25 protein-coding genes, 1 tRNA gene and 1 pseudogene are annotated in these 25,286 nt (G+C 58.7%); 14 read left to right on the top strand and 13 right to left on the bottom strand.

Going from position 1 to position 25,286, the window contains the following annotated elements:
- Positions 1-140: 140 nt before the first annotated feature.
- Positions 141-998, top strand: coding sequence for a GyrI-like domain-containing protein (locus tag NCT32_RS00140; protein WP_250476123.1), 858 nt, complete (start codon positions 141-143; stop codon positions 996-998).
- On the opposite strand, the gene NCT32_RS00135 is transcribed toward NCT32_RS00140, so the two are convergent.
- From NCT32_RS00135 to dnaA, 4 genes are all read right to left on the bottom strand, one after another.
- Positions 995-1,894 (bottom strand): phosphorothioated DNA-binding restriction endonuclease, encoded by a 900-nt coding sequence (locus tag NCT32_RS00135; protein ID WP_250476122.1) that lies wholly within the window; start codon positions 1,892-1,894, stop codon positions 995-997. The genes NCT32_RS00140 and NCT32_RS00135 overlap by 4 nt on opposite strands.
- A gap of 88 nt (positions 1,895-1,982) precedes the next feature.
- Positions 1,983-4,466, bottom strand: a complete 2,484-nt coding sequence (gene gyrB, locus NCT32_RS00130) for a DNA topoisomerase (ATP-hydrolyzing) subunit B (protein ID WP_061116704.1) — start codon at positions 4,464-4,466, stop codon at positions 1,983-1,985.
- A gap of 112 nt (positions 4,467-4,578) precedes the next feature.
- Positions 4,579-5,682 carry a DNA polymerase III subunit beta gene (gene dnaN / locus NCT32_RS00125; protein WP_061116703.1) on the bottom strand — a complete coding sequence of 368 codons (1,104 nt, stop codon included), beginning with the start codon at positions 5,680-5,682 and terminating at the stop codon, positions 4,579-4,581.
- Between the two features lie 265 nt (positions 5,683-5,947).
- The gene (gene dnaA / locus NCT32_RS00120) at positions 5,948-7,528 is read right to left on the bottom strand and encodes a chromosomal replication initiator protein DnaA (RefSeq protein WP_250476121.1); all 1,581 of its coding nucleotides are present in this window, start codon (positions 7,526-7,528) and stop codon (positions 5,948-5,950) included.
- Between the two features lie 404 nt (positions 7,529-7,932).
- Here dnaA and rpmH point away from each other — a divergent pair, with 404 nt between their 5' ends.
- The 4 genes from rpmH to yidC are packed head-to-tail and all read left to right on the top strand — an operon-like array spanning position 7,933 to position 10,671.
- Positions 7,933-8,067 (top strand): 50S ribosomal protein L34, encoded by a 135-nt coding sequence (rpmH, locus tag NCT32_RS00115; protein WP_004198824.1) that lies wholly within the window; start codon positions 7,933-7,935, stop codon positions 8,065-8,067.
- Between the two features lie 23 nt (positions 8,068-8,090).
- Complete coding sequence (rnpA, locus tag NCT32_RS00110) at positions 8,091-8,615, top strand: ribonuclease P protein component (RefSeq protein ID WP_409241521.1); 525 nt, start codon at positions 8,091-8,093, stop codon at positions 8,613-8,615.
- Between the two features lie 59 nt (positions 8,616-8,674).
- Positions 8,675-8,992: a membrane protein insertion efficiency factor YidD gene (yidD, locus tag NCT32_RS00105; protein WP_061116925.1), complete on the top strand. Its 318-nt coding sequence runs from the start codon at positions 8,675-8,677 to the stop codon at positions 8,990-8,992.
- 8 nt (positions 8,993-9,000) lie between these two features.
- On the top strand, positions 9,001-10,671 hold the full coding sequence (yidC, locus tag NCT32_RS00100; protein ID WP_061116701.1) for a membrane protein insertase YidC: 1,671 nt from the start codon (positions 9,001-9,003) through the stop codon (positions 10,669-10,671).
- A gap of 70 nt (positions 10,672-10,741) precedes the next feature.
- Here the strand turns inward: yidC and NCT32_RS00095 are convergent, their stop codons facing one another.
- The gene (locus NCT32_RS00095) at positions 10,742-11,158 is read right to left on the bottom strand and encodes a transcriptional regulator (protein ID WP_061116700.1); all 417 of its coding nucleotides are present in this window, start codon (positions 11,156-11,158) and stop codon (positions 10,742-10,744) included.
- 312 nt (positions 11,159-11,470) lie between these two features.
- Here NCT32_RS00095 and mnmE point away from each other — a divergent pair, with 312 nt between their 5' ends.
- Complete coding sequence (gene mnmE / locus NCT32_RS00090; protein ID WP_061116699.1) at positions 11,471-12,859, top strand: tRNA uridine-5-carboxymethylaminomethyl(34) synthesis GTPase MnmE; 1,389 nt, start codon at positions 11,471-11,473, stop codon at positions 12,857-12,859.
- 168 nt (positions 12,860-13,027) lie between these two features.
- On the opposite strand, the gene NCT32_RS00085 is transcribed toward mnmE, so the two are convergent.
- Positions 13,028-13,264 carry a hypothetical protein gene (locus tag NCT32_RS00085; protein ID WP_061116924.1) on the bottom strand — a complete coding sequence of 79 codons (237 nt, stop codon included), beginning with the start codon at positions 13,262-13,264 and terminating at the stop codon, positions 13,028-13,030.
- A gap of 469 nt (positions 13,265-13,733) precedes the next feature.
- On the opposite strand from NCT32_RS00085, the gene NCT32_RS00080 reads away from it, so the two are divergent.
- Positions 13,734-14,870: a sensor histidine kinase KdpD gene (locus NCT32_RS00080; protein ID WP_250476120.1), complete on the top strand. Its 1,137-nt coding sequence runs from the start codon at positions 13,734-13,736 to the stop codon at positions 14,868-14,870.
- Positions 14,871-14,965: 95 nt separating this feature from the next.
- Here NCT32_RS00080 and NCT32_RS00075 read toward each other — a convergent pair whose 3' ends face one another.
- Both NCT32_RS00075 and NCT32_RS00070 read right to left on the bottom strand, forming a co-directional pair.
- Complete coding sequence (locus NCT32_RS00075; protein WP_061116923.1) at positions 14,966-15,436, bottom strand: SgcJ/EcaC family oxidoreductase; 471 nt, start codon at positions 15,434-15,436, stop codon at positions 14,966-14,968.
- Entirely contained in the window at positions 15,433-16,059 is a 627-nt protein-coding gene (locus NCT32_RS00070) for a LysE family translocator (protein ID WP_061116697.1), read from the bottom strand. The genes NCT32_RS00075 and NCT32_RS00070 overlap by 4 nt, the downstream gene beginning before the upstream one ends.
- A gap of 400 nt (positions 16,060-16,459) precedes the next feature.
- Between NCT32_RS00070 and sap1 the strand changes: the two genes are divergently transcribed.
- Together sap1 and NCT32_RS00060 are read left to right on the top strand one after the other, a co-directional pair.
- On the top strand, positions 16,460-16,804 hold the full coding sequence (gene sap1 / locus NCT32_RS00065) for a surface attachment protein Sap1 (RefSeq protein ID WP_061116696.1): 345 nt from the start codon (positions 16,460-16,462) through the stop codon (positions 16,802-16,804).
- 261 nt (positions 16,805-17,065) lie between these two features.
- Complete coding sequence (locus tag NCT32_RS00060; protein ID WP_061116695.1) at positions 17,066-17,617, top strand: YaeQ family protein; 552 nt, start codon at positions 17,066-17,068, stop codon at positions 17,615-17,617.
- Positions 17,618-17,627: 10 nt separating this feature from the next.
- On the opposite strand, the gene NCT32_RS00055 is transcribed toward NCT32_RS00060, so the two are convergent.
- Positions 17,628-18,035 (bottom strand): VOC family protein, encoded by a 408-nt coding sequence (locus NCT32_RS00055; protein ID WP_061116694.1) that lies wholly within the window; start codon positions 18,033-18,035, stop codon positions 17,628-17,630.
- 111 nt (positions 18,036-18,146) lie between these two features.
- Positions 18,147-18,222 (bottom strand) — tRNA-Ala (locus tag NCT32_RS00050).
- An 86-nt stretch (positions 18,223-18,308) separates the two neighbouring features.
- On the opposite strand from NCT32_RS00050, the gene NCT32_RS00045 reads away from it, so the two are divergent.
- Complete coding sequence (locus tag NCT32_RS00045) at positions 18,309-19,292, top strand: site-specific integrase (RefSeq protein ID WP_250489828.1); 984 nt, start codon at positions 18,309-18,311, stop codon at positions 19,290-19,292.
- Positions 19,293-19,364: 72 nt separating this feature from the next.
- Here the strand turns inward: NCT32_RS00045 and NCT32_RS00040 are convergent, their stop codons facing one another.
- Positions 19,365-19,670 carry a hypothetical protein gene (locus NCT32_RS00040; protein WP_250476118.1) on the bottom strand — a complete coding sequence of 102 codons (306 nt, stop codon included), beginning with the start codon at positions 19,668-19,670 and terminating at the stop codon, positions 19,365-19,367.
- A gap of 421 nt (positions 19,671-20,091) precedes the next feature.
- Between NCT32_RS00040 and NCT32_RS00035 the strand changes: the two genes are divergently transcribed.
- From NCT32_RS00035 to NCT32_RS00025, 3 genes are read left to right on the top strand one after another with little or no spacing between them, the layout of a single operon-like run.
- On the top strand, positions 20,092-20,997 hold the full coding sequence (locus NCT32_RS00035; protein ID WP_250476117.1) for a pentapeptide repeat-containing protein: 906 nt from the start codon (positions 20,092-20,094) through the stop codon (positions 20,995-20,997).
- On the top strand, positions 20,994-21,611 hold the full coding sequence (locus NCT32_RS00030; protein ID WP_250476116.1) for a nucleotidyltransferase domain-containing protein: 618 nt from the start codon (positions 20,994-20,996) through the stop codon (positions 21,609-21,611). Before NCT32_RS00035 ends, NCT32_RS00030 begins: the two co-directional genes overlap by 4 nt.
- The gene (locus tag NCT32_RS00025) at positions 21,612-21,911 is read left to right on the top strand and encodes a hypothetical protein (protein ID WP_250476115.1); all 300 of its coding nucleotides are present in this window, start codon (positions 21,612-21,614) and stop codon (positions 21,909-21,911) included. It abuts the gene before it with no gap.
- 84 nt (positions 21,912-21,995) lie between these two features.
- Here NCT32_RS00025 and NCT32_RS00020 read toward each other — a convergent pair whose 3' ends face one another.
- Both NCT32_RS00020 and NCT32_RS00015 read right to left on the bottom strand, forming a co-directional pair.
- The gene (locus NCT32_RS00020; RefSeq protein ID WP_250476114.1) at positions 21,996-22,931 is read right to left on the bottom strand and encodes a hypothetical protein; all 936 of its coding nucleotides are present in this window, start codon (positions 22,929-22,931) and stop codon (positions 21,996-21,998) included.
- 536 nt (positions 22,932-23,467) lie between these two features.
- Positions 23,468-23,884, bottom strand: coding sequence for a hypothetical protein (locus NCT32_RS00015; RefSeq protein WP_250476113.1), 417 nt, complete (start codon positions 23,882-23,884; stop codon positions 23,468-23,470).
- A 923-nt stretch (positions 23,885-24,807) separates the two neighbouring features.
- On the opposite strand from NCT32_RS00015, the pseudogene NCT32_RS00010 reads away from it, so the two are divergent.
- Positions 24,808-25,286: pseudogene (locus tag NCT32_RS00010) on the top strand (IS21 family transposase); the annotation flags it as partial.

Raw genomic sequence — 25,286 nt, 5'->3', positions numbered from 1 at the left:
TGGTTCGTGGCGCGTTCGTGCGCCCAAAGGCGAAAGTGTACGCGTCTCTCGCACCGGCGCGGTCCGCGCAAGTCCGCAAGAAATGCTAAAGCCGGTCGTGCTACTTTGCTTTGCATCGAGTCTACTTTCCGGAGCGAACCATGAGCAGCAAGCTCTACGAGGCGCGGCTCGCGCGCGTGGTCGCGTATATCCACGACCATCTCGATGATGAGCTCGATCTCAATCGGCTCGCGGAGGTGGCCTGTTTGTCGCCTTATCACTGGCATCGGATCTATCACGCGTTTTATCGGGAGACTGCGGCTGCAACCGTGCGGCGGTTGCGGTTGCATCGCGCGGCAAATGAGCTCGTGCACGGCGGCGTGCCCATCGATTCCATCGCCGAGCGAGCCGGGTATGGCAGCGTGCAGGCGTTTTCGCGGGCGTTTCAGGCGAGCTACCGGATGGCGCCTGGGCAATTTCGCAACGAAGGCGGCGCTTCGATGTTTGTTCCTTTCGATGAAGCCCGATCAGGAGATACCGCGATGCATCAGGTCGATATTCGTACCCGGAAGGGTTTCGCCGTCGCCGCGATGGCACATCGCGGGTCGTATATGAACATCGGGCGGGCGTTTGAACTGCTGTTTCATTGGCTCGCGATGCGCGGGTTGATCGATCCTCGCGCGCGTTCGCTCGGCATTTATTTCGATGATCCGGCGGCCGTGGCTGATGATGAACTTCGGTCGATGGCGTGTTGTGAACTGTTCGAGCCGGACTCCGTGAGATTCGAAGCGCCGGTGTCGCGCATGGAAGTCGCGGGCGGAGACTTTGCGGTGCTCACGCATGTCGGGCCGTATGCGCAGCTTTGCTTCGCGTATCAGTGGCTTTATGGCGAATGGCTGCCAAAATCGGGACGAGAAACCGGCGACGCGCCCGTGTTCGAGGTGTATGTCAGCGATCCGAGGGAGACGGCGCCGGCGGATTTGGTGACGGAGATCTGGTTGCCGTTGAAGGCGGCCTAGATCGGCCTCGCGCGTCCCTTGAAGACCTGCGCGCGATGCCAGACGATGAAGTCGCCCGAAGGATGATCTTCCGCGTGAACCGGGGCGTTCATCTGACGCCCATGGTGCCGCAGCAGGATTTCATCGAATTGGCGCGAAGATCCGTAAGCTGCGTCCGATACGAGAACGCGTCGATCGTCGCCCAGGGTGAAGGCGCCAAGGTCGAAAAGCTTGTGATGCATGCAGCACAACGCGACGCCGTTAGCGACGACGTCGGGTCCGTGCGCCTGATGCCATTTGATATGCGCGGCCTCGAGACCGACCGACATATTGCCGATGCGCACGTCGAGATCGCACAGCGCGCAGCGATATTGATATGCGGTCAGAACCTGGCCGCGGAACATCGGATCACGCCTTTGCGTGGCGGGCACGGAAACGTCGAGCGAAAGTCCGGTCGCGTCCAGTATGTCGCGATGGACGCTCTCTGGAAAATGCCTGTCGAGCAGAAGTCGCGCGACCGTCGCGATGCGGCGGGGATCTTCGTCGAAGCATTGCTGAACGTCGTCCGGAAATCGCCCGGTCGCATTCAGTTCGCGTAGTTGCGTCTTCGTCAAATGGACGCGCAGAACGAGTTCGTCGCATGTGCCGTGAATCGCCACCTGCCAGACGTGGTCGCTACGGAGATGCAGAAATGGAAGCTCGGGGTAGTACGTTTGCCGTTGCGGACCGAACTCGCGTAGCAAGTCGGTCAGCGAACTGCCATATTCGATGAACGGAATGACGCGGATATCCCGAACGAACAAGCCGAGTGCGAGAAGCACGAGCAACGGCTTATGCGGCGCGCGTACATCGCCGCGCCGCCAGACGTTCAAGTTCTCGAAGCGCTGGAGAATCTCAGCGGAAGTCGCGGGAGCCATTACTGCGTGTTGTTTTTATTCTCGACGCGCCGTAATCGCCGGTTCGAAATGCGGCGATTACGGTTCAGGACATTGCTGCGCTTTTGAATCAAACGTCGATATTCCCCGCCCGCAACGCATTACTTTCAATAAACGCTCTCCGCGGTTCGACATCATCGCCCATGAGCGTCGTGAAAATGCCATCCGCAGCAATCGCGTCTTCGATCTGCACGCGCAACAGACGCCGCACGTTCGGATCCATCGTCGTTTCCCAGAGCTGTTCGGGATTCATCTCGCCCAGCCCCTTATATCGCTGCTTGCTGACATTGCGTTCCGCATCGGCGATCAGCCACTTCATCGCGGTCTTGAAATCGGTGACGGCCATCGACCGTTCGCCGCGCTTGATCAATGCGCCTTCGCCGATCAACCCCTTGAACGTATCGGCCGTCGAGACGAGCTGCTTGTAGTCCGCCGTCAACTGAAGGTCTTCATCGAGCACCGTCACCTTGACATTGCCGTGATGGCGCCGCTTGACATGCAGCGAGCGCAACTCGCGCACTTGATCGTAAGCCGCTTGAACGGTCACTTCAGGCTTCAATGGATCGGCACGCAGCCGTTCTTCCAGACGCTTCGCCGACGCATCAGCCGCTTCCTGCGATGAAAGATCGATGACGACGCCATCCATCACCGCTTCGAGCGCCGCCGCGTCGTAGATGCGGCTCAAGCGATCGACCACAGCCTGCGCGAGCAGATACGCACGCGCGAGTTCGCCCAGCGCATCGCCGGAAATGGGATCAGCGCCCTCGCTCGGGACAAGTTCCGACCCTTGAAGCGCCAGCTTCAACATATGCTGATTGAGTTCGTGCGCGTCCTTCATATAGCGCTCGTCCTTCCCCGCCTTGATCTTGTAGAGCGGCGGCTGCGCGATATAGATATATCCGCGCTCGACGATCTCCGGCATCTGCCGATAAAAGAACGTCAGCAGCAGCGTGCGGATGTGCGCGCCGTCGACGTCCGCGTCGGTCATGATGATGATGCGGTGATAGCGCAGCTTGTCGAGGTTGTAATCATCCTTGCCGATACCGCACCCGAGCGCCGTCACCAGCGTGACGATCTGCTCGGACGAAATCAGCTTGTCGAAGCGTGCCTTCTCGACGTTCAGCACCTTCCCGCGCAACGGCAAGATCGCCTGGAACTTGCGATCCCGCCCTTGCTTCGCCGATCCGCCCGCCGAGTCGCCCTCGACGATATAAATCTCCGACTTCGCCGGATCCTTCTCCTGACAATCGGCGAGCTTGCCCGGCAAGCCGATGCCGTCGAGCACGCCCTTTCGGCGCGTCATCTCGCGCGCCTTGCGCGCCGCATCGCGAGCGCGCGCCGCATCGACGATCTTGCCCGTGATGATCTTCGCGTCGCTCGGCGTCTCCTGCAGATAGTCTTCGAGCGCCTTCGCCACGACTTCCTCGACCGGCGCGCGCACTTCCGACGACACCAGCTTGTCCTTCGTCTGCGAGCTGAACTTCGGCTCCGGCACCTTCACCGACAGCACGCACGACAGACCCTCGCGCATATCGTCGCCGGTCGTTTCGACCTTCGCCTTCTTCGCGATCTCGTTATCGATGATGTACTTGTTGATGACACGCGTCATCGCCGCGCGCAGTCCGGTCAAATGCGTGCCGCCGTCGCGCTGCGGAATGTTGTTCGTGAAGCACAGCACGCTCTCGTTGAAGCTGTCGTTCCACTGCATCGCCACTTCGACGGTCACGTTCTCGCGTTCGCCAACCGCGTGGAAGACGGTCGGATGCAGCACCTGCTTCGCCTTGTTGATGTACTCGACGAAGCCCTTCACGCCGCCCGCGAACGCGAAGTCGTCTTCCTTGCCGGTGCGCTGATCCGTCAGGCGGATACGCACGCCGTTGTTCAGGAACGAGAGCTCGCGCATGCGCTTCGCGAGAATGTCGTAGTGAAATTCGACATTGCCGAAGATGGTCGCATCTGCGAGAAAGTGCACTTCGGTGCCGCGATTTTCCGTATCGCCGACGACGGGCATAGGCGAATACTGCACGCCGTCCTCTTCGACGATCTCGCGGTTCTGCACGACGCCGCGCGCGAATTCCATGAAGTGCTTCTTGCCGTCGCGGCGCACCGTGAGGCGCAGCCATTCCGACAGCGCGTTCACGCACGACACGCCCACGCCGTGCAGGCCGCCCGACACCTTGTAGCTGTTCTGGTCGAACTTGCCGCCCGCGTGCAGCTCGGTCATCACGATTTCGGCGGCACTGCGCTTCGGATCGTGCTTGTCGTCGCGCTTCAGGCCGGTCGGCACGCCGCGGCCGTTGTCGGTCACGGAAATCGAGTTGTCCGCGTGAATGACGACGTGAATGTCGTCGCAATAGCCAGCGAGCGCTTCGTCGATGGAGTTGTCCAGCACTTCGAAAACGAGGTGATGCAAACCGGTGCCATCCGACGTATCGCCGATGTACATGCCCGGCCGCTTGCGCACCGCCTCCAGACCTTCGAGGATCTGAATGGACGAAGCGCCATAGCTATTGTCGGGCTTGTTGTCGGGCTGCGGGTTTGTGTTTTCAGTCATGGAATTTTCCGGTTCTGCGTCACTGCCTGGGTTACTGCTCGAACTTTTCAAAACACCTTAAAAACGCCAAAGGGGCGCGCCGCCCCTTGGAGTGTTCCCGGTATTGCGCGCGTCAGATGCGCATCGGCATCACCACGTACTTGAATTCCTCGTTCTCGGGAATCGTGATGAGCGCACTGGAATTGGCATCGCCGAGGCTCACTTTGAGCGTGTCGATCTTCAGATTCGCGAGCACATCGAGCAGATACGTGACGTTGAATCCGATATCGACGGTATCGCCCTGATAAGCGATCTCCAGTTCTTCCTGCGCCTCTTCCTGGTCGGCGTTGGTCGACATGATCTTGAGCTGGCCCGGCTCGACCAGGCAACGCACGCCCTTGAACTTGTCGGAAGTCAGAATCGCCGCGCGCTGCAACGAACGCTGCAACTCTTCACGGCCGATTTCGAACGTGTTCTTGTGAGACTTCGGGATCACGCGCTGGAAGTCGGGGAATTTGCCCTCGACCAGCTTCGACACGAGCTCCACCTGGCCGAAGCTGAACTTCACCTGCGTCGCGGCGATGTCGATCTTCAAGGAATCGTCGATGTCTTCGAGCAGACGCTGGAGCTCGAGAATCGTCTTGCGCGGGATGATCACTTCCTGGCGCGCGAACGAGCCTTCGATCTTCATCGACGAGAACGCGAGACGGTGGCCGTCGGTCGCGACCGCCATCAGCTGGTCGCCGTCCACCACGAGCAGCATGCCGTTCAGGTAGTAGCGGATGTCCTGCTGGGCCATCGCGAAATAGACCATGCCGAGCAACTGGCGGAATGTCTTTTGCGGAACCGAAAGGCTCGCGCCGAAGTCAGTAGCCTGGTTGACCGTGGGAAATTCGTCGGCGGCGAGCGTCTGCAGCGCGAAGCGGCTTTTGCCGGACCGCACCGTGAGGCGCTTGTCGGAAAGATCGAGCACCACTTCGCCGGAAGGCATCGCGCGCAGAATGTCGAGCAGCTTGCGCGCGGCGACCGTGGTGGCGACCTGGTCGCTGCCGACGCCGAAATCGGCGTGGGTCGTGATCTGGAGTTCGAGGTCGGTCGAGAGGAACGACACATCTGCGCCGTTCTTGGTAATGAGCAAATTCGCGAGGATCGGCAACGTATGGCGGCGTTCTACGATGCCGCTCACGGTTTGCAGCGGCCTTAGAAGATTATCTCGTTCGGTCTTGACCAGTTGCATAGAGTTCCTTCGTTGATGTGACGGCCTGTCCGCCGGTTTCGCCACCAGATTTGCCCAACGGACAACCTCGTAACACGCGTTGCCGGCCCCCCGCCGGTCACTCGCGAAAACTGCGCTCGAAAGCCGCCCAGGCCACGGACGGCTAAACCTATATTGTGCCTCAAAACGGAACCGCCCCCTAAAAATGGGGGCGTTTTCATCAAAAAACAGGCGCTCGAACGCAATAAATGACGCGTGCGTTCTCCGCGCCGCGCCCGCAGGCCCCTTAGCCCTTCAGCGTCTGTTCGAGCACGTGCAGTTCGTGGTTCAACTGCGCATCAGTGCCGCGCTCGGCCGCGATCTTGCGCACCGCGTGCAGCACGGTCGTGTGATCGCGTCCTCCGAACAGTTCGCCGATTTCGGGCAGGCTCTTCTGCGTCAGCTCCTTCGCCAGATACATCGCGATCTGGCGCGGGCGCGCAATGTTGGCCGGCCGCTTTTTCGAGTACATGTCGGCGACCTTGATGTTGTAGAAGTCGGCGACCGTCTTCTGAATGTTCTCCACCGAGATCTGCCGGTTCTGCACCGTCAACAAATCTTTGAGCGCTTCCTTGGTCAGCTCGATCGTGATGTCGCGGCCGTGAAACTTCGAGTACGCGAGGATCTTGCGCAACGCACCTTCGAGCTCGCGAACGTTCGAGCGCAGATGCTTCGCGACGAAAAACGCGACGTCCTCCGACAGGCTCACGCCTTCGGACTGCGCCTTCCTCATCAGAATGGCCACGCGCATTTCCAGCTCGGGCGGCTCGATCGCGACCGTCAGGCCAGAGTCGAAGCGCGAGATCAGGCGGTCGTCGATACCGGAAATTTCCTTCGGATAGGTATCGCTCGTGATGATGACCTGAGCCTTGTTCGCGACGAGCGCCTCGAACGCGTAGAAGAACTCTTCCTGCGTGCGCGACTTGCCGGAGAAGAACTGAATATCGTCGATGAGCAGCAGATCGAGCGAATGGTAATAGCGTTTGAAGTCGTCGAACGCCTTGCGCTGGTACGCCTTCACGACATCCGATACGTATTGTTCCGCGTGAATGTAACGAATGCGCGCGCCCGCCTTGTCCATCAGCAACTGATTGCCGATGGCGTGAATCAGGTGCGTCTTGCCGAGACCCACGCCGCCATACAGGAAGAGCGGGTTATACGAAATGCCCGGATTGTCGGCGACCTGAATGGCGGCCGCGCGCGCGAGCTGGTTCGCCTTACCGGTGACGAAGTTGTCGAACGTCAGCACCGGGTTCAGTTTGGAACGCTCGTAGGCGGAATCGGTTTCACCGCCCGCCGACGGCGCGCCGCCCGGGCGCCACGTGCGCCGGCCGGCGGCGGCTTCGTTGGCGTCGAGGCTCGGCAGATCGAGATCGGCCTGGTCGTCCTGCGTGGCTTGCGCCTGTTGCGCCGCTTCGGCGGCGAGCGCGTTGATATGCGCTGTGGCATTCGCGTGCGCAACCACGGAAGGCGCTTGCGGCACCGCCGCCGACGGCGCCGGAGCGCGCGCCGCGGCGGGTGCGCTCGCGGTCGGGCGCGGCGCGGCGCTCAATCCGCCGCCGATCGCGTTGCGCGCAGTTGCTTTGGGATCGAGTACGAACTGAACATCGATGGGTGCGCTGAAGAAGTCGCGCGCCGCGTCGGCGATGCGGCCCGAAAACTGGCTTTTCACCCAGTCGAGCTTGAAGCGGTTGGGAGCGGCGATGCGCAGGGTGTTTGCGTCGGCATCGAAGTCGACCGGGGTCAGCGGCTTGATCCACGTGACGTACTGCTGCGGCGTGAGTTCTCGCGCAAGCAGTGCGGAACAGTGTTCCCAGAAATCGTTCATCGAATGCGGTCGTTATGGTTGCTCCGCACCTGCGGGCCGTGCTTGCCGAACGTTCGGACAAGTCCCGGCACAGCCGAGCAGGGATGCTCCGGAGGCTTACGCCGCAAGGGTTTGCGGGCGGACGGCGGGCCGAAGCAGCGGGCGGATATTTGGGAGTAAGGCGAGATTCTAACGCCAAACGAGGGCGGCGCGCGAGTTATCCACAGGGTCAAATCAGCGCGTCGACGAGGCCGCAAATCCGCCGGAATGCGCGTTCGCTCGCGCTAACCTATTGACGGTCAATAGGAAAACGGTTTAAATAGCGGGTTCCGCGAAAACAGAATTCCTGAACCTCCGGCCATCGCGCTTGCAGTGACCACACTGGAGCCAAGCCCGCGCGGTCAATCAACTCAAGTGAGAGCACCATGAAACGTACTTACCAACCTTCCGTGACGCGCCGCAAGCGCACCCATGGCTTCCGCGTTCGCATGAAGACCGCTGGCGGCCGCAAGGTCATCAACGCTCGCCGCGCGAAGGGCCGCAAGCGCCTGGCCATCTAAGTCTGCCGAATGCCCGCTCGCGGTTGGATCTTGCACTCGACAGCGAGCCGCTCACGCGCCGCACAGAAGTCTTGAAACAGGACATCGTTCAGTTGCCGGCGCAGGCCGCGTTCCCCAAGGCCGCAAGGCTGCTGAAAACGGATGAGTTCTCATCCGTTTTTCGTTTGCGCCCCTGGCGGCGTTCGCCGCACTTCGTTTTGTACGGCAAGCCGTCCGGGACGCAAGCGCGGCTCGGGCTCGTGATCGGCAAGAAGCAGGCGCCGCGCGCCGTCACGCGCAATCTGATCAAACGGCTTGCGCGCGACACGTTCCGGTTGCGGCGCGCACAGCTGAACGGATTCGATATCCTCGTTCGGCTGCACGCGAAGATCGACCGCAAGGCGATGCCGAGCGCGAGTTCGCCGCCGCTCAGGGCGCTCGTCGGCAGCGAGCTTGAAGCATTGTTCGACCGTGCCGTGCGCGAAGCCGCGCGCCGCAGGGCCGAAACCGTGGCGGCGCCGCCCGAGGCGCCCGCCGTCGACGAATCATCCGGCCCGTCAGGGTCATGAAGCGCGGTTGCGCCAGACGTTTGCCTTTTACGGCGGGTCCGGCGTACGGCGCGAAGACTATGCAAACGGCACTCATCGCGTTGTTGCGCTTCTACAAGGTTGCTGTGAGCCCGCTGCTCGGCAACCGGTGCCGTTTTTATCCTTCCTGTTCCGACTACGCGCGCGAGGCAATCCAGTATCATGGCGCCGCGCATGGCACGTATCTCGCCGTGAAACGGCTGTGCCGCTGCCATCCTTTTTCGGCGGGCGGCGTCGATCTCGTGCCGCCTCCCCGCGGACACGTCGGCTCTGACGACGCGTCCGAATCGCGCCCGGATTCGGGGCAAGACAAGCTTTCAACACTAAACGGCGCTGAAGCGCTTTCCGATCGACACTGAGACAACGCATGGATATCAAACGCACCGTCCTATGGGTCATCTTCTTCGTGTCAGTTGTCCTGCTGTTCGACAACTGGCAACGGGACCATGGGCGCCCGTCGATGTTCTTCCCGAGCGCGACGCAACCCGCCAAGACCGCCAGCAACCCGGCACCGGGCTCCGCCGCATCCGGCGCACAGCCGTCCGAGCTGCCGAACGCGCCCGCGGGCGCGGCCGCCCCCGGCACCGCGACGCCCCCCGCCACGGCGCAAGCCCAGCTCGTCAAGTTCACAACGGACGTGTATTCCGGTGAGATCGACACGCGCGGCGGCACGCTCTCGAAGCTCGCGCTGATGAAGGAAGGCGACGGCAAGCAGCCGGACCTCTACATCACGCTCTTCGATCACACCGCGAACCACACGTACCTTGCGCGCACGGGCCTTCTGGGCGGCGACTTCCCGAACCACAACGACATCTTCACGCCGGTGCCCGGCCAGACGTCGCTGACGGGCGACGAAAAGACGCTGAAGATCGCGTTCGAATCGCCGGTGAAGGGTGGCGTGAAGGTCATCAAGACCTATACGTTCACGCGCGGCAGCTATGTGATCAACGTCGATACGAAGATCGAGAACGTCGGCACCGCGCCCGTCTCGCCGAAGCTTTACATGGAACTCGTGCGCGACAACACGCCGGTCGAGACGCCGCGTTTCTCGCATACGTTCATCGGGCCGGCGGTCTATACGGAACAGAAGCACTTCCAGAAAATCGACTTCTCGGACATCGACAAGAACAAGGCAACGTTCGAGCCTTCGTCGGATAACGGCTGGGTCGCAATGGTGCAGCATTACTTCGCGTCCGCGTGGATTCCGCAGCAAGGCGTGAAGCGCGACATCTACGTGCAGAAGATCGATCCGGAACTGTATCGCGTCGGCATGACCCTGCCCGCGCAGACGATCGCGCCGGGACAGACCGTGAACGTCGATGCGCGTCTCTTCGCCGGTCCGGAAGAAGAACGCATGCTCGAAGGCATCGCGCCGGGACTGGAGCTCGTGAAGGACTACGGCATGGTGACGATCATCGCCAAGCCGCTCTTCTGGCTGCTCGAGAAGATCCACAGCTACGTGGGCAACTGGGGCTGGGCGATCGTGCTCCTTACGCTGCTCATCAAGGCCGTGTTCTTCCCGCTGTCGGCGGCGAGCTACAAGTCGATGGCGCGCATGAAGGAAATCACGCCGCGCATGCAGCAGCTCCGCGAACGCTTCAAGAGCGACCCGCAGAAGATGAACGCCGCGCTGATGGAGCTCTACAAGACCGAGAAGGTGAATCCGTTCGGCGGCTGTCTGCCGGTCGTCGTGCAGATTCCGGTGTTCATCTCGCTGTACTGGGTGCTGCTGTCGTCGGTGGAAATGCGCGGCGCGCCGTGGGTTCTCTGGATTCACGATCTGTCGCAGCAAGACCCGTACTTCATCCTGCCGGTGCTGATGGCCGTCTCTATGTTCGTGCAGACCAAGCTGAACCCGACGCCGCCCGACCCCGTTCAGGCGAAGATGATGATGTTCATGCCGATCGCGTTCTCGGTCATGTTCTTCTTCTTCCCGGCCGGTCTCGTGCTGTACTACGTGGTGAACAACGTGCTGTCGATCGCGCAGCAGTACTACATCACGCGCATGATGGGCAAGAGCAAGCAAAAGCCGGCGTAAGCGGCGGCTTTGCTCTTCCAGATGTGGAAACGCCCGGCTTGCCGGGCGTTTTGCTTTTGTGAGACTGGATTTACCCCTTCATCGAACCATAAAACTGCTCGATGAGTTCTTCGAGCAAATATCGATGATGCGGCGACAGCGCTTCGATCTTCGTCGCCAATTCGAGCGTCTCCTCGGACGCGGGATACCGCTCGTCGCGCGCGAGCGGCTTCGGCGTCGCTTGCGGATTGCCGCTCGGCGGCGGCCCGTAATGCAGCCAGTGCTGATCGACCTTGAACCATTCGGCGAGCGTCTTCAGCTTGTCGACGGTGGGAATCGAGCGTCCGGTGAGCCACTTGTGCGCCGTCTGTGGCGAAACCGATTCGCCTTGATAGCGCAGATTGAAATGCAGTGCGAGATCAGTCGCGCCGCGCATCTTTTCGGGTGCACGGGTCATCGAGAATTTGAGCCGCTCGGAAAAATCGGCCTTTTCTTGTGGTGTAGGCATGGGCTGGATTGTGCGAGGCAATCGCTGCTTACCAGTCAACCATCCGGGCTAGATTTGGCGCGACTCCGCGTGCTTTTATCTTGAATACGCACGCGAGTTGACTGCTATGTGGCAACAAATTTCCGGCGCAACGTGAGCTTCCGTATGCGTCATCCGTCAGACGGCGTGAAAGTTTCCGTTTCAGCCTCAGTGTAACTTTTTATCTCAAAAGGGCTAACACTCCCGGTGTTGCTGCGCGAGGGCGCGAGAGGCTCCATCCGTACCCCGCGATACAATGCCCGCACTTCGAAACCATCCGACGACACGACCGACATGCTGAGCAACGACACCGATCCGATCGTCGCAATCGCCACCGCGCCCGGGCGGGGCGGAATCGGCGTGGTGCGTCTGTCGTTCGGTCGTGCGGGCGAGGCTGCCGCGCAAAAGGCGATGCACGCTTTATGCGGTCAGGGGCTGGCGGCGCGTCACGCGAGCTATGTGCCGTTCATCGACGGCAACGGCGAAGCCCTCGATCGCGGCATCGCGCTCTATTTCCCCGCGCCGCATTCCTACACGGGCGAGCACGTACTGGAACTGCAAGGCCACGGCGGCCCGATCGTGCTGCAACTGGTGCTGCAACGGGCGCTCGAAGCCGGCCGCGAATTCGGCCTGCGGCTCGCCGAGCCCGGCGAATTCACGCGACGCGCGTTTCTCAACGACAAGCTCGATCTCGCCCAGGCAGAAGCCGTCGCCGATCTGATCGAAGCCAGTACGGAAGCCGCCGCGCGCTCGGCCGGCCGCTCGCTGGAAGGCGCGTTCTCGCGCGAAATCCATGCGCTCGTCGAAGACGTGATCAATCTGCGCATGCTCGTCGAGGCGACGCTGGATTTTCCCGAAGAAGAGATCGACTTTCTCGAAGCAGCCGATGCGCGCGGCAAACTCGCACGCATCCGGCAGCGGCTCGACACCGTGCTCGCCGACGCGCGGCAGGGCGCGCTTCTGCGCGAAGGCTTGTCGGTTGTACTCGCGGGTCAGCCGAACGTGGGCAAGTCGTCGCTGTTGAACGCGCTCGCGGGCGCGGAACTCGCGATCGTCACGCCTATCGCCGGGACGACGCGCGACAAGGTCGCGCAGACGATTCAGGTCGAAGGCATACCGCTTCATATCATCGATACGGCTGGACTGCGCGAGACGCAGGACGAAGTGGAGCGGATCGGCATCGAGCGCACTTGGGGAGAGATCGAGCGCGCCGATGTCGTACTGCATCTGCTGGATGCGCGCGAAGGCTTGACGCCGGAAGACCAGGCCATCGCGGCGCGCTTTCCGGCGGGCGTGCCCGTCGTGCGAGTGCTGAACAAGACGGATCTCGCGGGCGCGCCGTCCGCGGCACATGAGGGTGAAGGTCACGCGCGCGAGGTCAACCTGTCGGCGAAAACCGGCGACGGCATCTCGCTGCTGCGCGATGAACTGTTGAAAATCGCAGGCTGGCAGGCGGGCGCGGAAAGCGTGTATCTGGCGCGCGAGCGTCACTTGATCGCACTGCGCGAGGCGCGCGATCACCTCGGATTTGCCGCCGGACATGCCGACCAGCACTCGCAGGTGCTCGATCTGTTCGCGGAAGAGTTGCGGCTCGCGCAGGACAATCTCAACTCGATCACGGGGGAGTTCACGTCCGACGACTTGTTGGGTGTGATCTTCAGCCGCTTCTGCATTGGCAAGTAGCCCTGCTGTCGTGCACGGCGACGATGTCTGAAACTATCCCTCACATTCAGCGACCGCCTGACGATGCGTTGCGGACCGTCGAACGCGGCCGTATCGCGCGCGGCGCCTTTGTCTGTTCTCGACGCCGGTGTCGCGGCGCGCTGAGCACCCAGAACAGCTAACGCGAGTTCAGTCCGCAGGGCCCAACAAGACGTCGATTGCAGCCTGTCCTGCAACTTCTCCGACGAGATACGCCCATCGCTCCGTAAAAGGGCCGTTACGCAGTCTTACGCGATCCGCCCGTGCCCCGAGTACCTCGATGTTCTCGGCGCCTTTGATCTGGACGATCACGTCAAACAGGTCCTGCGCAGAAGGAGTGAGCTCGACATGAATCTCAAAACCTCGGTACTCGATCGTCCGCTTCATAAAACCTCCCATTTGGCAGCGGAGACTAGCACGGAAGGCGTCGTCGACCGGACGGTCGCGGAGAACGCAAGTCCCGCCACCGAAGGAGATAGACACGAGCCAGACGCAACCTGGCGTTCCAGCTGCGCCGCGAAGGCTTCGGGGATTGGCCTTATGACCTTCCCATGAAAAACCAGGCGCGTTCCAAGCCGATTATGGGCTTCTTTTTTGCTCTGGACCTTGCAGGTATTCCGATGCAGATTCGTCAGGCTCTCGCTTTTTCTTTACTATGAAGCAGCGCACTCCCTCGACGCCGCGCCACACAATCGACGTCCTCGAATACCTTGACTGACTGCTCCATCGAGGCTCACGATTTTCGTGCGGGCGCACCGGTCTGGCTTTCCGCGGTGAAGAACGGCGAGTTCTGGAACCGAAGGGCCGCACCAGATCTCGTAGTTCGGCTACCGGCATCCACCGTGCAGGAGGCGCCATGCTTCACACATTTCTGGCCAATAATCGCGACGAACTGATATCGCGATGCAGGATCAAAGTCGCGCAACGGCCAGCGCGCGGCGCTTCCGTGCTGCAACTCGAAAACGGCGTTCCGCTGTTCCTCGAACAGCTGATAGAAACGTTGAGAATCGAGCAAACGGACCGCCCCGCAGACAGCGTCATCGTGTCAGGCTCGTCGGGAGGCAACTCCGGCCGATCGGAGATTGGCGAGGCCGCAGCCCGGCACGGACACGAGTTGCTACGGCTGGGGTACACGGTCGACCAGGTCGTCCATGATTACGGAGACCTGTGTCAGGCCATCACGGACCTGGCACATGAACGCGATGCCCCGTTTTCGATCGACGAATTCCGCACGCTGAACCGCTGCCTGGACAACGCGATCGCCGACGCTGTGACTGAATTCAGTTATCAACGCGATTTCAACATGGCCACTCAGCACGCACTGGAAGAAGGCGAACGCATGGGATCGTTCGCGCACGAGCTTCGCAACTTCCTGCACACGGCGACTCTCGCATTCGCCGCCGCGAAGGCCGGGAACTTGCCTTTGTTCGGTGCTACGGGCGCCGTTCTGGAGCGCAGTCTGGCGGGCTTGGGGAAACTCATTGAGCATTCGATCGAAGACGCTCGCAAACCCTCTGGCGATGCCGCGAAGTGGACGCTGTTTTCACTTTCGGACTTCATAAACGAAACGAAGCACGCGGCAAATCTGGCCGCACAACTACGCGGATGCGGCTTTGTCTTAACGCCAGTCGATGCCCGGCTCGCTGTCAGCGGCAATCGCGACCTGCTTTATTCGGCGCTCGGCAATCTCATACAAAACGCGATCAAATTTACGCGACCACATTCCGAAGTCACCCTGAACGCATATGCCATCGCCGACAAGATTCTTATCGAAGTGAAGGATCATGGCGGCGGTCTCCCGCCGGGCAAAGCAGAGCAGATGTTTCTGCCGTTTACGCAGTTCGGAGCGGATAAATCGGGGCTTGGGCTGGGACTGTCCATTGCACGCCGGAGCGTCGAGCTGAATGACGGTGTTCTGAGCGTGCGCGATATTCCGGGCGTCGGATGCATATTCACGATCAGTCTTCCGCGGCATACGTTGATGAAGAAATAAGCTTCTGAGCCTAACTGAACGACCGCGCGGACCGTGAAGCGACATGCGCCAAAGCCAGCGGGGGCCCAAACCGACTTCTCTCTTCAACAGGCAATTCACGCGCCCGCGGGTTTGCCGAGTGCGCGAAGTTCCGCGTTAAGTTTCTCGGCTTCCTCCGGCCGTCCGTGAAACGCCGCCGGCGTGTTCTGGAACATTTCGATCAGATAAACACCGTCGGTGAGCGACAGCACCATCGTCTGAATCGCACTCAGGCTCGGTTCGAGTTCCGTGGCACCGCGCGGCCACATCCCGGCGACGGCGCGCAACAGCAGCGTTTGACCGTTTGCCATGCGCCTCACCTCGCGCACTTTCGCGACGAAGCGCGGTGTGGGATGCCGGGCGAAGATCGGCTGAAGATGCGCCTCGATGCTCGCACGCCCATCAATAGCGCTGCCGTCGAAGCCGACCATGCTGCCGCGCTCGGTAAACCGCGCGGCCATCGCGACCGCGTCCTGCCTGTTCCAGTCGTCGAGCAGGCCGTAGTACACGCGCCGCGCATTCGCGGTCCAATCGTCGGGCTGACTCACGTTGCCTTCTTCCACGCCGCCGCGAAAACGCCCGCGCCCATCAGCAGCGCGCCGCCCGTGCGGTTCACGGCGCGCTGCACGGAAGCCTTGCGAATCGCCTTGCGTGCTCCCGACGCGAGCAGCGCGTACGCGAATGCGTTGGCCGCCGCGAGGCCGACGAAGGTCGCTTCGAGAATCGCGATCTGGGACACACTCGCCGTATGCGGATCGACGAATTGCGGTACGAACGCGACAAAAAAGATGATGCTCTTCGGATTCAGCGTGGTGACAGCGTAGGCGTGCGCCATGATGCGGCTCGTGCGCAGGTCGCCGGTGGGCTGGACGGCGTCCGCATCGACGACGGGCGCGTTCCACAACTTGATGCCGAGGTAGACGAGATACGCCGCGCCGATCCACTTCACCACCATGAACAATTCAGCCGATGCCGCCAGCAGCACGCCGAGCCCGAGCATCGACGCGGTCATCGCGGTAAGGTCGCCGAGCGCGACGCCGAGGGTCGTCGCAAAGGCGTACTTGCGGCCGTGGCCGAGCGCGTAGGACACGACGAGCAGCACGGTCGGGCCGGGAATCGCGACGAGAATCGCCGACGCGATCGCGAACGGCAGCCATTGGGCGAGGGTCATCCTTGTTCTCCTGAGTTCGATGCGTCGATTTATCCATGAACGCGGATCGCTTGCAAGAGGCCGTTCGGCCAGCTTGACGTCGCCCGCCACGCCGATCGTGAACTGTCGGGCACACCTCACCCGTGTTTAATGCGCCGCACCAAAAAACGCGCGGAAGCAAATTGCGACACTTTCGCGACTCCAAATGTGGGCTTTCATTCTCCTGAAAGCGTAAATTCGACGATTTTTTTTTAATCCGCGATTTGCTCGCGTCGCCGTATAGACCTGCGACATTCTGACTTGTTGCAGCCGCACACAACATATGCTTGCAAGTTAGGCTGACTCATCTAGCATGAGTCTTGCGGTTATCCGCTTTTAAATACATAGCTAATTGCGAAACGGCTTCGTTAGGAGGCTATACATGCAGAAACGCGCCGGTGCTCTTTTTGCGATGATGGGTTTGTTCGCAGTCGTTTCCGCAGTGCAGGCTCAAGACAGCGTCATACAGGCTCAGCAGACCTTCACGTTCCGTCCCAATTCGTATGGCTGCTTGTCCAAAGACAAGTTCGATTCGGCCGACCAGCATGCGAGAGCCGGCGAGCATCAGAAAATGCAGCAATTTTTCGAGGGATTCGAATGTATTTCGACTCCGGTCGATTCGCATTTTCGCGTGATTCGCGTGGTGGGCCATGACGTCGAATTCGTCAACGCCGCCAATAGCGACACGCAAGGAATGTGGACCGCGGATCGGTTCATCGATCAATAAGCGTTTTTCGCGTTTCCCGTGCCTGCAGTCCGGCGCGATTTCTAATCGCGTCGGCGCTTCGATTTTCCCGCGAATAATCGTTGGACGTAATTCGACGCTGCATTCGTGCGCATCGCTCTGCGCCGCGCTCTCGAGCGCGCGTCTCCGGCTGCCTTCCACATTTCCATCGATTCGCCGCACAATATCGGTTTCGCGCGCCCATCGAACGGAGCGTTCCGATATTCCTTTTTCGCCGGCCAAAAAACCGGCGCCTCATGCTGAATGGCTCTCAAATCCACGATTTACAAGGCCGACCTTCAAGTTGCCGACATGGACCGCCACTACTACGGCGATCATTCCCTGACTATTGCACGCCATCCATCGGAGACCGACGAGCGAATGATGGTTCGCGTCGCCGCCTTCGGGCTGTTCGCCGACGAGCGACTCGAATTCTGCAAAGGCCTCTCGGATACCGACGAACCCGATCTCTGGCAGAAAGATCTCACCGGCCAGATTCAAGCCTGGATCGAGGTCGGCCAGCCCGACGAACGGCGCATTTCGAAAGCGAGCGGGCGCTCGGAGCGCGTGATCGTCATCGCTTATGCCGGCAAGACCGCTGACATCTGGTGGAACGGCGTGAAGGGTAAGGTCGAGCGGCTACAGAACGTGACCGTGTGGTCCCTCGCCGATGGCGTCGCCGAAGCGCTCGGCAGGCTGGCCGAACGGACGATGCGTTTGCAATTGATGGTGCAGGACGGGGACGTGACGCTGAGCAGCGAGACCGTCGATCCGGTTGCGATTCGTTGGAACGTGCTCAAGGCGGGGTCGGCCTGAAGGTCGACGTTCAGGCTTCCGGCGGACCTTTGAGCTCCACCATGTTGCCTTCGGGATCGAACAGATAGAGAGACGGGCCGAAACCTTCGGCACCATAGCGCCGTGCGTTTTCCCCGATGCGCGCGCCGTGCTTTTCAAGATGCGCGCGTAACGCATCCGCATCGAACGGCTCGACGCGCACGCAAAGATGATCCATGTTGCGGCCTTTGCCGGGCTGGCCGCTCTCGGGCCGATCGATCTTCGCACCGACGGCCAGTAGATCGATCAGCGAACGGCCCGCGCGCATTTGCACGAGGCCCAGATCGCGCTGTTCTTTCTCCACTGGACAGCCCAGCACGGTGCGATAGAAATTCACCATGTTGTCGAGATCGGCGCAGCGGATCACGACGTGATCGATTCCGCGGATGTTGAAGTGCATGTCGCCCTCGCACAGTCGATGTGAGATTGAGTCTAGCGCGAATGGGGAAGGAGGCGGGTGGGGGAACAAATGGAAAAGGGCTTGGCGTTCAAGCCGAGCCCTTTGGATTCGTGGTGGAGAGGAGGAGGATCGAACTCCCGACCTTCGCATTGCGAACGCGACGCTCTCCCAGCTGAGCTACCCCCCCAACGAAGCATGGAATCAAGGGGTTAGCGCAAGTTGCCCCCGTTTGTCACATTGGTTTGTCACCCCGCTGTCACCCTTGGAGAAGTGATGGCAACCATTCGTCAACGCAACGACCGCTGGCAGGCGATCGTGAAACGCACCGGCTACCCGACCCAATCAAAAACTTTCACGCTCAAGAAAGACGCAGAAAAGTGGGCACGACTGCAGGAACGCCTCATCGACGCCGGGGAGTGGATCGATACCACTGTTCGAGAGCGCCAGACGACCCTCGGAGAACTCCTCGACCGATATGCGAAGGAAGTCAGTAATAGCAAGCGAGGGAGCCGCGCCGAAATCTACAGAATTGAAACGCTCAAGAAACACGGCCTAGCAAAGCACGCCATTGCGACAATTACCCCGCAAATGATCGCATCGTGGCGAGATGCCCGCCTAAGAGAGGTCTCCTCTGGAACGGCATTGCGGGAACTCCAACTCCTTGGGCACGTTTTCACGATGGCAATCCGCGAGTGGGGCATCCCAATTTCCAAGAACCCTGTCAGCCTAATCAGAAAGCCACCTGCCGGAAAACCCCGTGACCGTGTGCTGACCACATCAGAAAGGACCGCGCTTGTTTCCGCCTGCAGTCAATGCCGGAATCCATGGATCAAGCCGGTCGTGGTCTTTGCCTTGGAAACCGCTGCTCGACGCGGAGAAATCCTCGCACTGCGATGGAAAGATGTGGACTTGTCGCACCGAACCGCGATGTTGCATGTGACGAAAACCGGTCAACCGAGACGAATTCCTCTGTCGCCTTCGTGCGTCAAGATGCTGGAATCGCTACCGCGCAGCGTTCACGGAACGGTCTTTCCTCTTTCGATCGAAGCGTTGAAGCAAGCTTATGAACGAGCGGTTGCCCGGGCCGGGATCAGCGACTTCACGTTCCACGACCTGAGACACGATTCACTTACAAGGCTGGCAAAACAGGGCCTCTCGGTTCTGGAACTTCGAGCCATATCAGGCCACACAACGGCCAACATGCTGCAACGGTATGTGTCAATCGACGCTGGCGAATTGGCGATGAAGCTCGGCTAATCAAGAAGAACACTCTGCACGGTCACTGCGCCTTTCGCCGTCCGGTGGCGGATTTGACGAGGTTGCGCCTCGTTAGGTCTCGTCGTCGGGCGGCTGCGTGGTGAAGTCGATACTGATGATGAAGGAGGACCGCCGATGCGGGGTCGTGAATGCGAAATGGCACCAAGCCAAGCGGCTCGATGCAGCTAGAGTTAGCAACTCATGGAACCGGTCCTCCGTCATGTCAATGACCCCCTGAAACTCGGGTTTGACCGATATGAAGACGCCTACGTTGGGTACTTCGACATTCCCCAGCTCCTGCTTCTCAGTTGGCGAGACCTGAATCAGGAATCGGGTGACCTCGCCGACTGGTTCTGTGAACTCCCCTTCGATCAGCACGGTTGCGCTGCTCTCTCGCACCGGAGACCGCCCCCGGGGCCTGTCCGCATGTTCCCGCAGGCTTGCATGCCAATTTGTGACGCGTCCGTATCGGCTTAACAACTCCCGCCGCCGAATGTGCTGTTTTTTCGTCTGGCGCATGATTTCTTGCCGAGGAAATAAAACCGCCGCTTGTTGCAGGACCGCAAGCCGTTTGCATAACTGTCACATAATTTCGCGGTTTTGCGCGGTCACCGGGCGCTGCCTCGGGCCCATGTTCTGAGTAATCCCGAGCCACCAGCCCGCGCTGTTTCAGGCCGTCCCCGTGAAGCGTCGTTGGAATGATAGACTTGACGGCTTGCAAGCTGCAGCGCAGATACGCCTTGCTTTATGGCTTGCTCATCATAGATGAATCGGTACGTTCAGCGGCGCTAACCAAAAAATGGAAATTCCGAGTTCAACTCCCGAAAGCGGGTCAAGCGATCTCAAGCACTTACCCTCGCATGTGCCGCAACTTCCTGCGCCCAAAGACGTTTTGCAGAAAGGTAACCGGGAGGTGATCACCGACCATTACTTCGCGGCTAATGTCGAAAAGGAAGCGAAGCGCTTCAGGTATAAGGTATTTGTAAGATTAAATGCCAAGGAAATAGCTTTCAAAAGAGTTTCATTCGAGCATTGCGTCTTTGATGGATGTTACTTGAACACCTGTGTATTTGACACGTGCGACTTCACTGGATGCCGATTTATCGGATCGAACTTTCATCAAACGGCGTTCATCGGCTGCAAGTTTGACTATGCAACGTTTGAGCGTTGCCACATTGACCACGACATCCTTCGTAGTGAAGCGCCTCGCGCAGAAAATCTCCGGATGCGATTTGCGCGATCTTTGAGGATGAATTACCAGCAAGTCGGCGACGCCAAAGCAGTCAATCAAGCGATATCGCTTGAGCTGCAGGCAACCTCGACATACCTGCTCAAGTCGTGGTCCTCAAAGGAAAGTTATTATCAGAAAAAGTTTGGCGGCTGGAAACGGTTCCCGCAGCTCGTAAAATGGGCCGATTTTTGGATTCTCGATTTCATTTGGGGAAACGGTGAAAGCGTTTGGAACCTGTTGCGCACTATCATGCTCGTTCTGGTCCTCGTCGCTGTCTACGATACCGCTCGTAATGGCAGCTTGCTGCATGTAGACGATATACTCACCGCATTATGTAACGCACCTGGAGAGTTTCTCGGCATAATCCCGCCACGAAACTTTTCGCCGCTATTCTTGGACTGCATCGTTGCAAGTCGCTTTGTAACGATTGCATTGTTGACAGCAATGTTAGTTAAGAGATTCGGCCGAAGATGAGAAAGCATTTCTACGCATTCGGATCGATCTGTCGGGGGGAAATGGACCGTGGATCTGACATTGATTTGCTTGCCTGCACTGATGAACGGCAACCCGTGATCGACCCACAGAAATTTTCGATCTATACCTACGATCGTCTTGAAGCCCTCTGGCGTGAAGGCAACCCTTTTGCATGGCATTTGCATTACGAGTCCGCTTTGATTTTCTCATCCGACGGCATCGACTTTCTTAAACAGCTCGGGGAGCCGTCGGAATATCAAAAAGCGCTTCAGGATTGTGCGAAATTTAAGCGTTTGTTCGATGAATCGGCCAATGCGTTCGTCTACTCGCGTAACAGCCAGACGTTTCACCTGTCTTGTATGTTTCTAGCAATACGTAATTTTTCGACATGTTATTCGTTCCTACTTGGAAAACCCATTTTTTCGCGAAACTCGCCAATGCTGGTCAGTCCAGCTGCACCCTTAGAAAGGGAACAATTTGAGATTTTTGCGAAAGCGAGGATCTTGTCCACACGCGGTTATGGTCAAAGATTAAACGAGTGCGAACTTGAAGACGCACGGAAATCCCTTGATAATATTCGTGACTGGATGAAATCCTTTAATGTGAGTATTTAAATGACTGAATTTAATAATCGCATTGCGGCTCAACGTGAAATATTAGAGATAGTGAACGGTACTCGATGGAATGAGGAGCTGTATGGGCTATCTAGCGGGGCCATTGAACGGTGGCTAAATAGCAACAAGCTTTCCGCTGAATCGCGGTTGCCCGTGCTTATCGAAAAAGCGGCAGAGACGTTATTTTTTTTGTCGACTAAGAGCCAAGAACAGATTACGCAAGAATATAGTAATCTCTCACTTCAGGTTGCGAAGATTTCTAATGAAATTCGTCTAGAGGTACTTGCGTTACGCACGTAAAACCCGCGTAGCGTGGTTGATCGCCTTGAGGACTGTCGTAGATGGGCCTGTCGACCGACGATCATCCCGGTCTTTGTAAGGCAGTCAGGCTGCTTCCACTTCTCTATCGTTGGCGGCATCGCCATAAGGCTGGCTGATGAACGCCTCCAAAGCTTCCACGATCTCAGGATTGTCCTCCATGGATTTCAACAAGTCTCCGAGGCAGACGTATCCAGCTTTCGTTACGGTGACGTTGTAGAACCACGAACGAATTAGCTGCCCAAGTTGACTTCCGGTGTACTCACCCGGTACTACTGCCTTTCGCTGATTCTCTCTAACGGCTTTGGCAAGTTCCGACAAGCTGCGGGCAACCTGCGGCTCCCTGTCGAGCTCCTGCCTCCGCACCGTCTGCTCTGAACTTGCGAAATCCTGCGCGGCCTTGTCTTTCAATTGGAACTCGCCAATGCTGACAGCACGTAGCTTTAGCACGATCTGAAGGGGAACCTCGCTACCTGCGATCCGGATGCAGAGGTCATACCATGGGAGACCCGTGGGAATAGTGTTGCGCTGACGGTACTTGTAAATCTTCCCGTCAATTGAGACTCCATCGGGGAAGAAGACTGTAGGTTGGTTCGCGGCAGGCGTGTCGCCTCGGATTTGCTCTTTGACAATCCGCTTGATATCGGTTCCTTTCTTGAGTGTCGCCGGGGAATAACCGTGCTGACGAAGAATGCCAGACACGAAAGCAAGTTGAGCCTTTGTCAGATCCTTCGAAATAAGCTTTGGGTTGAAGCCGGTCCTGCCACTACGCGCCTCGACCGCAGAGACCAATCTTTCATTAGACTGCGCAGCCAGTTCCGGGTTTTCACATAGCGCTTCGGCAAGCTTGGTCGGCCAGTCAGGGAAGTTGCTGGCAGGAACGATTGAGACTCTCGCCACTAGGTTGACGCCGTTCAACGCTTCAGCTTCGACAAGCCTTTCAGTGGCCTTAGTCGCTTCACTACAGACCGATTGGGCAATCTTGAACGTGTTGCTTGACATGGTGTGACGTTACTTTGGTGAAGGGTCGTGGGTTGCCTGAAGTCGTTCGCCCCACTTTTCCCGTGGATTCCACGTATTTGGAGACCCTAGGTATCATGGTTTTCATGGACTCGTTAAGAGGGCTGCTATAAGGAAAACTGTTACCGGATATACAAAATAGATTGACCTATAGGTGGATATCTCTTAAGCGAGGCCATTGCTGGATGCGGAATACGATAGCCCCGTTAGGGGTGTCTAGAAGGTGAAGGCCATCGAAGGATATACCGAGGATAGACTAGAGCTAATAGGAAAATGTATCCGGTGAAAATGGTCATCAATAAAGGTGTTATAACTGGTCTAGGATTGACAGTGAGCTCAGGTCGCAAGGGGGCGGGGAACGTACAGTAAGCCATAAACCGTTGTCTTTCGTCGGTCTATTTCTCGGATAGCTTCTGCAGCATGGTCATAAAAGCTTGTACGGTCTTCTCGTCAGTTTCTCCTTCGAAAGCCTCGTATCTAGGGGCTTTCAGAGCTTTCCACTTAGGTACAACACGACATTAAAACCAAGAAGGATCGACCAAGATTTCGACATCATGCGTCTCTCTGGCGTGTTTCTCATAGGCCCGTGCTTGACGGTCCAGGTAGCCTCCGAGGTTCCTCAGGCTCTGTTCGATGGTCTCCCCGTATTCCTTCTCCATAAGCTCCATGTACGCCACTTCATAAGGGGTTGGCTCACGGTCCCAAGCTCCACCGGGGTGTCGATTAGCGGGCTTGTGGCTTCGCTCATGATCGGGATTGAAGTAGCTGCCTTTTCCTCGGTTCACCGTTGCCGGTAGGGGGCCAAGATTTGCGAAGGTGTGAAGTCCACTTGCTACGTGCTCATCGTTCCCATTCTTGGCGACCTTCGCTATCAAGTGGTCACCATTCTGCTTGTATTTTCCCCTGCCAAACAGACCGGCATAGACCGCTTGCATGGCCTTCCGCTCTCTTTCATACCAAGCGTGCATCTGCTTCGCTCCCGTTGCCTCTCGCCAGTCTTGAGCCGCGGTTGACTCCCTGCTGGACCCCGGGTTGGCTCGGTTCCATTTCCGCGTAGCATCGCTGTGTTTCTTCCGTAGCTCAGGGTGTTGGCGGCGTTCCTTCGTCCTTCTCTTGTCTCGCTGCTTTGTACAGAGCACACATTTGGTATCGCTGACGTAGTGCATGCGTTTCTTGCCACACGTTTTACAGAAGAATCTGAACTGATCCGATCCATTCTTACTAGCCTTGGCTGCTGCTGCTTTTCTGCTTACCTCTTGCTTCATCTGACCGTCCCCAGTGGGTTCTCTACGATACCGTCAAGAGTCCTCAAGACGAGAGGACTACTAAGCTCCGTTAGGAAGAACTGCCCGCATCGAGCTTGACTAATCGATGGCGCAAGCCCGTTTGAATGCAAGCATAGTTGTGCCGCGTTCCGGCTTCGCTGTCCTCAAATTGCAAAGCAACATTGCATCCGGAGAACCTCAATCTTGCATCAAGATTTGACGGCCTGAGAGAATAACCCTATCATTTTGTAGGATTTACCTTTAAGAATATTGGCAAATATAAATATTACATTGTGCAAACAGTTCTGTACAAAACAGTGTTGTACAAGATCGGGTGTTGCGCTTTTATGGCGCTTAGATCGTCTCTGGCATTAATTGTGAACTTTCGCCGTTAAGGAACCAAACCGTTTTCGGCGTAAAGGCGCCAGGGACTTTTCGGCGTTTAGGCGCCACAAGTCTTTCGGCATATAGGCGCCGGTAGATTTTCGCCGTAAACGCGCCACTGGCGTCTGAGTCGGGCGCTCGAACTTCGCCAACCGCTACTCTCCTGGCACGCATTTGCTCCGGAGGGTGGCTTGAAGAGGAAGTTCGAGATGTACCAATATCGACAGGTTCTGGTGCGAATGCGCCAGGGTGACTCCGACCGGGATATCGACCGGTCGAAGATCATGGGCCGTAAGAAGCTCGCGGCCGTGCGGGAGATCGCGACCGAGCGCGGGTGGCTTTCTCCGGACAACGCTCTGCCGGATGACGCGCAGCTTGCTACAGCGTTCAGCCGCAAGGAGTTCCTGCCCACGAGCTGTATCTCGTCGGCCGAGCCGTGGCGCGAACAGATTGCCCAGTGGCATGACGCAGGCGTCCCCGGCACGACGATTCACAGCGCGCTGGTGCGCAACCACGGCTACGCGGGAAGTTACTCATCCGTCTACAGGCTGCTTCAGCAATTGAAGGCGGAGCTCACGCCGGACGTACCGATGCGGCTGGAGTTCAAACCTGCAGAAGCCGCGCAGGTTGATTTCGGCGCAGGTCCGACCATCACCGATGCGCACACCGGCGAGATCCACAAAACGTG

The organism is Caballeronia sp. INML2 (assembly GCF_023631365.1).
GTDB classification, from domain to species: domain Bacteria; phylum Pseudomonadota; class Gammaproteobacteria; order Burkholderiales; family Burkholderiaceae; genus Caballeronia; species Caballeronia turbans.
The sequence above is the reverse complement of the archived record's forward strand: the minus strand, read 5'-3'. Positions and strand labels throughout refer to the sequence as shown.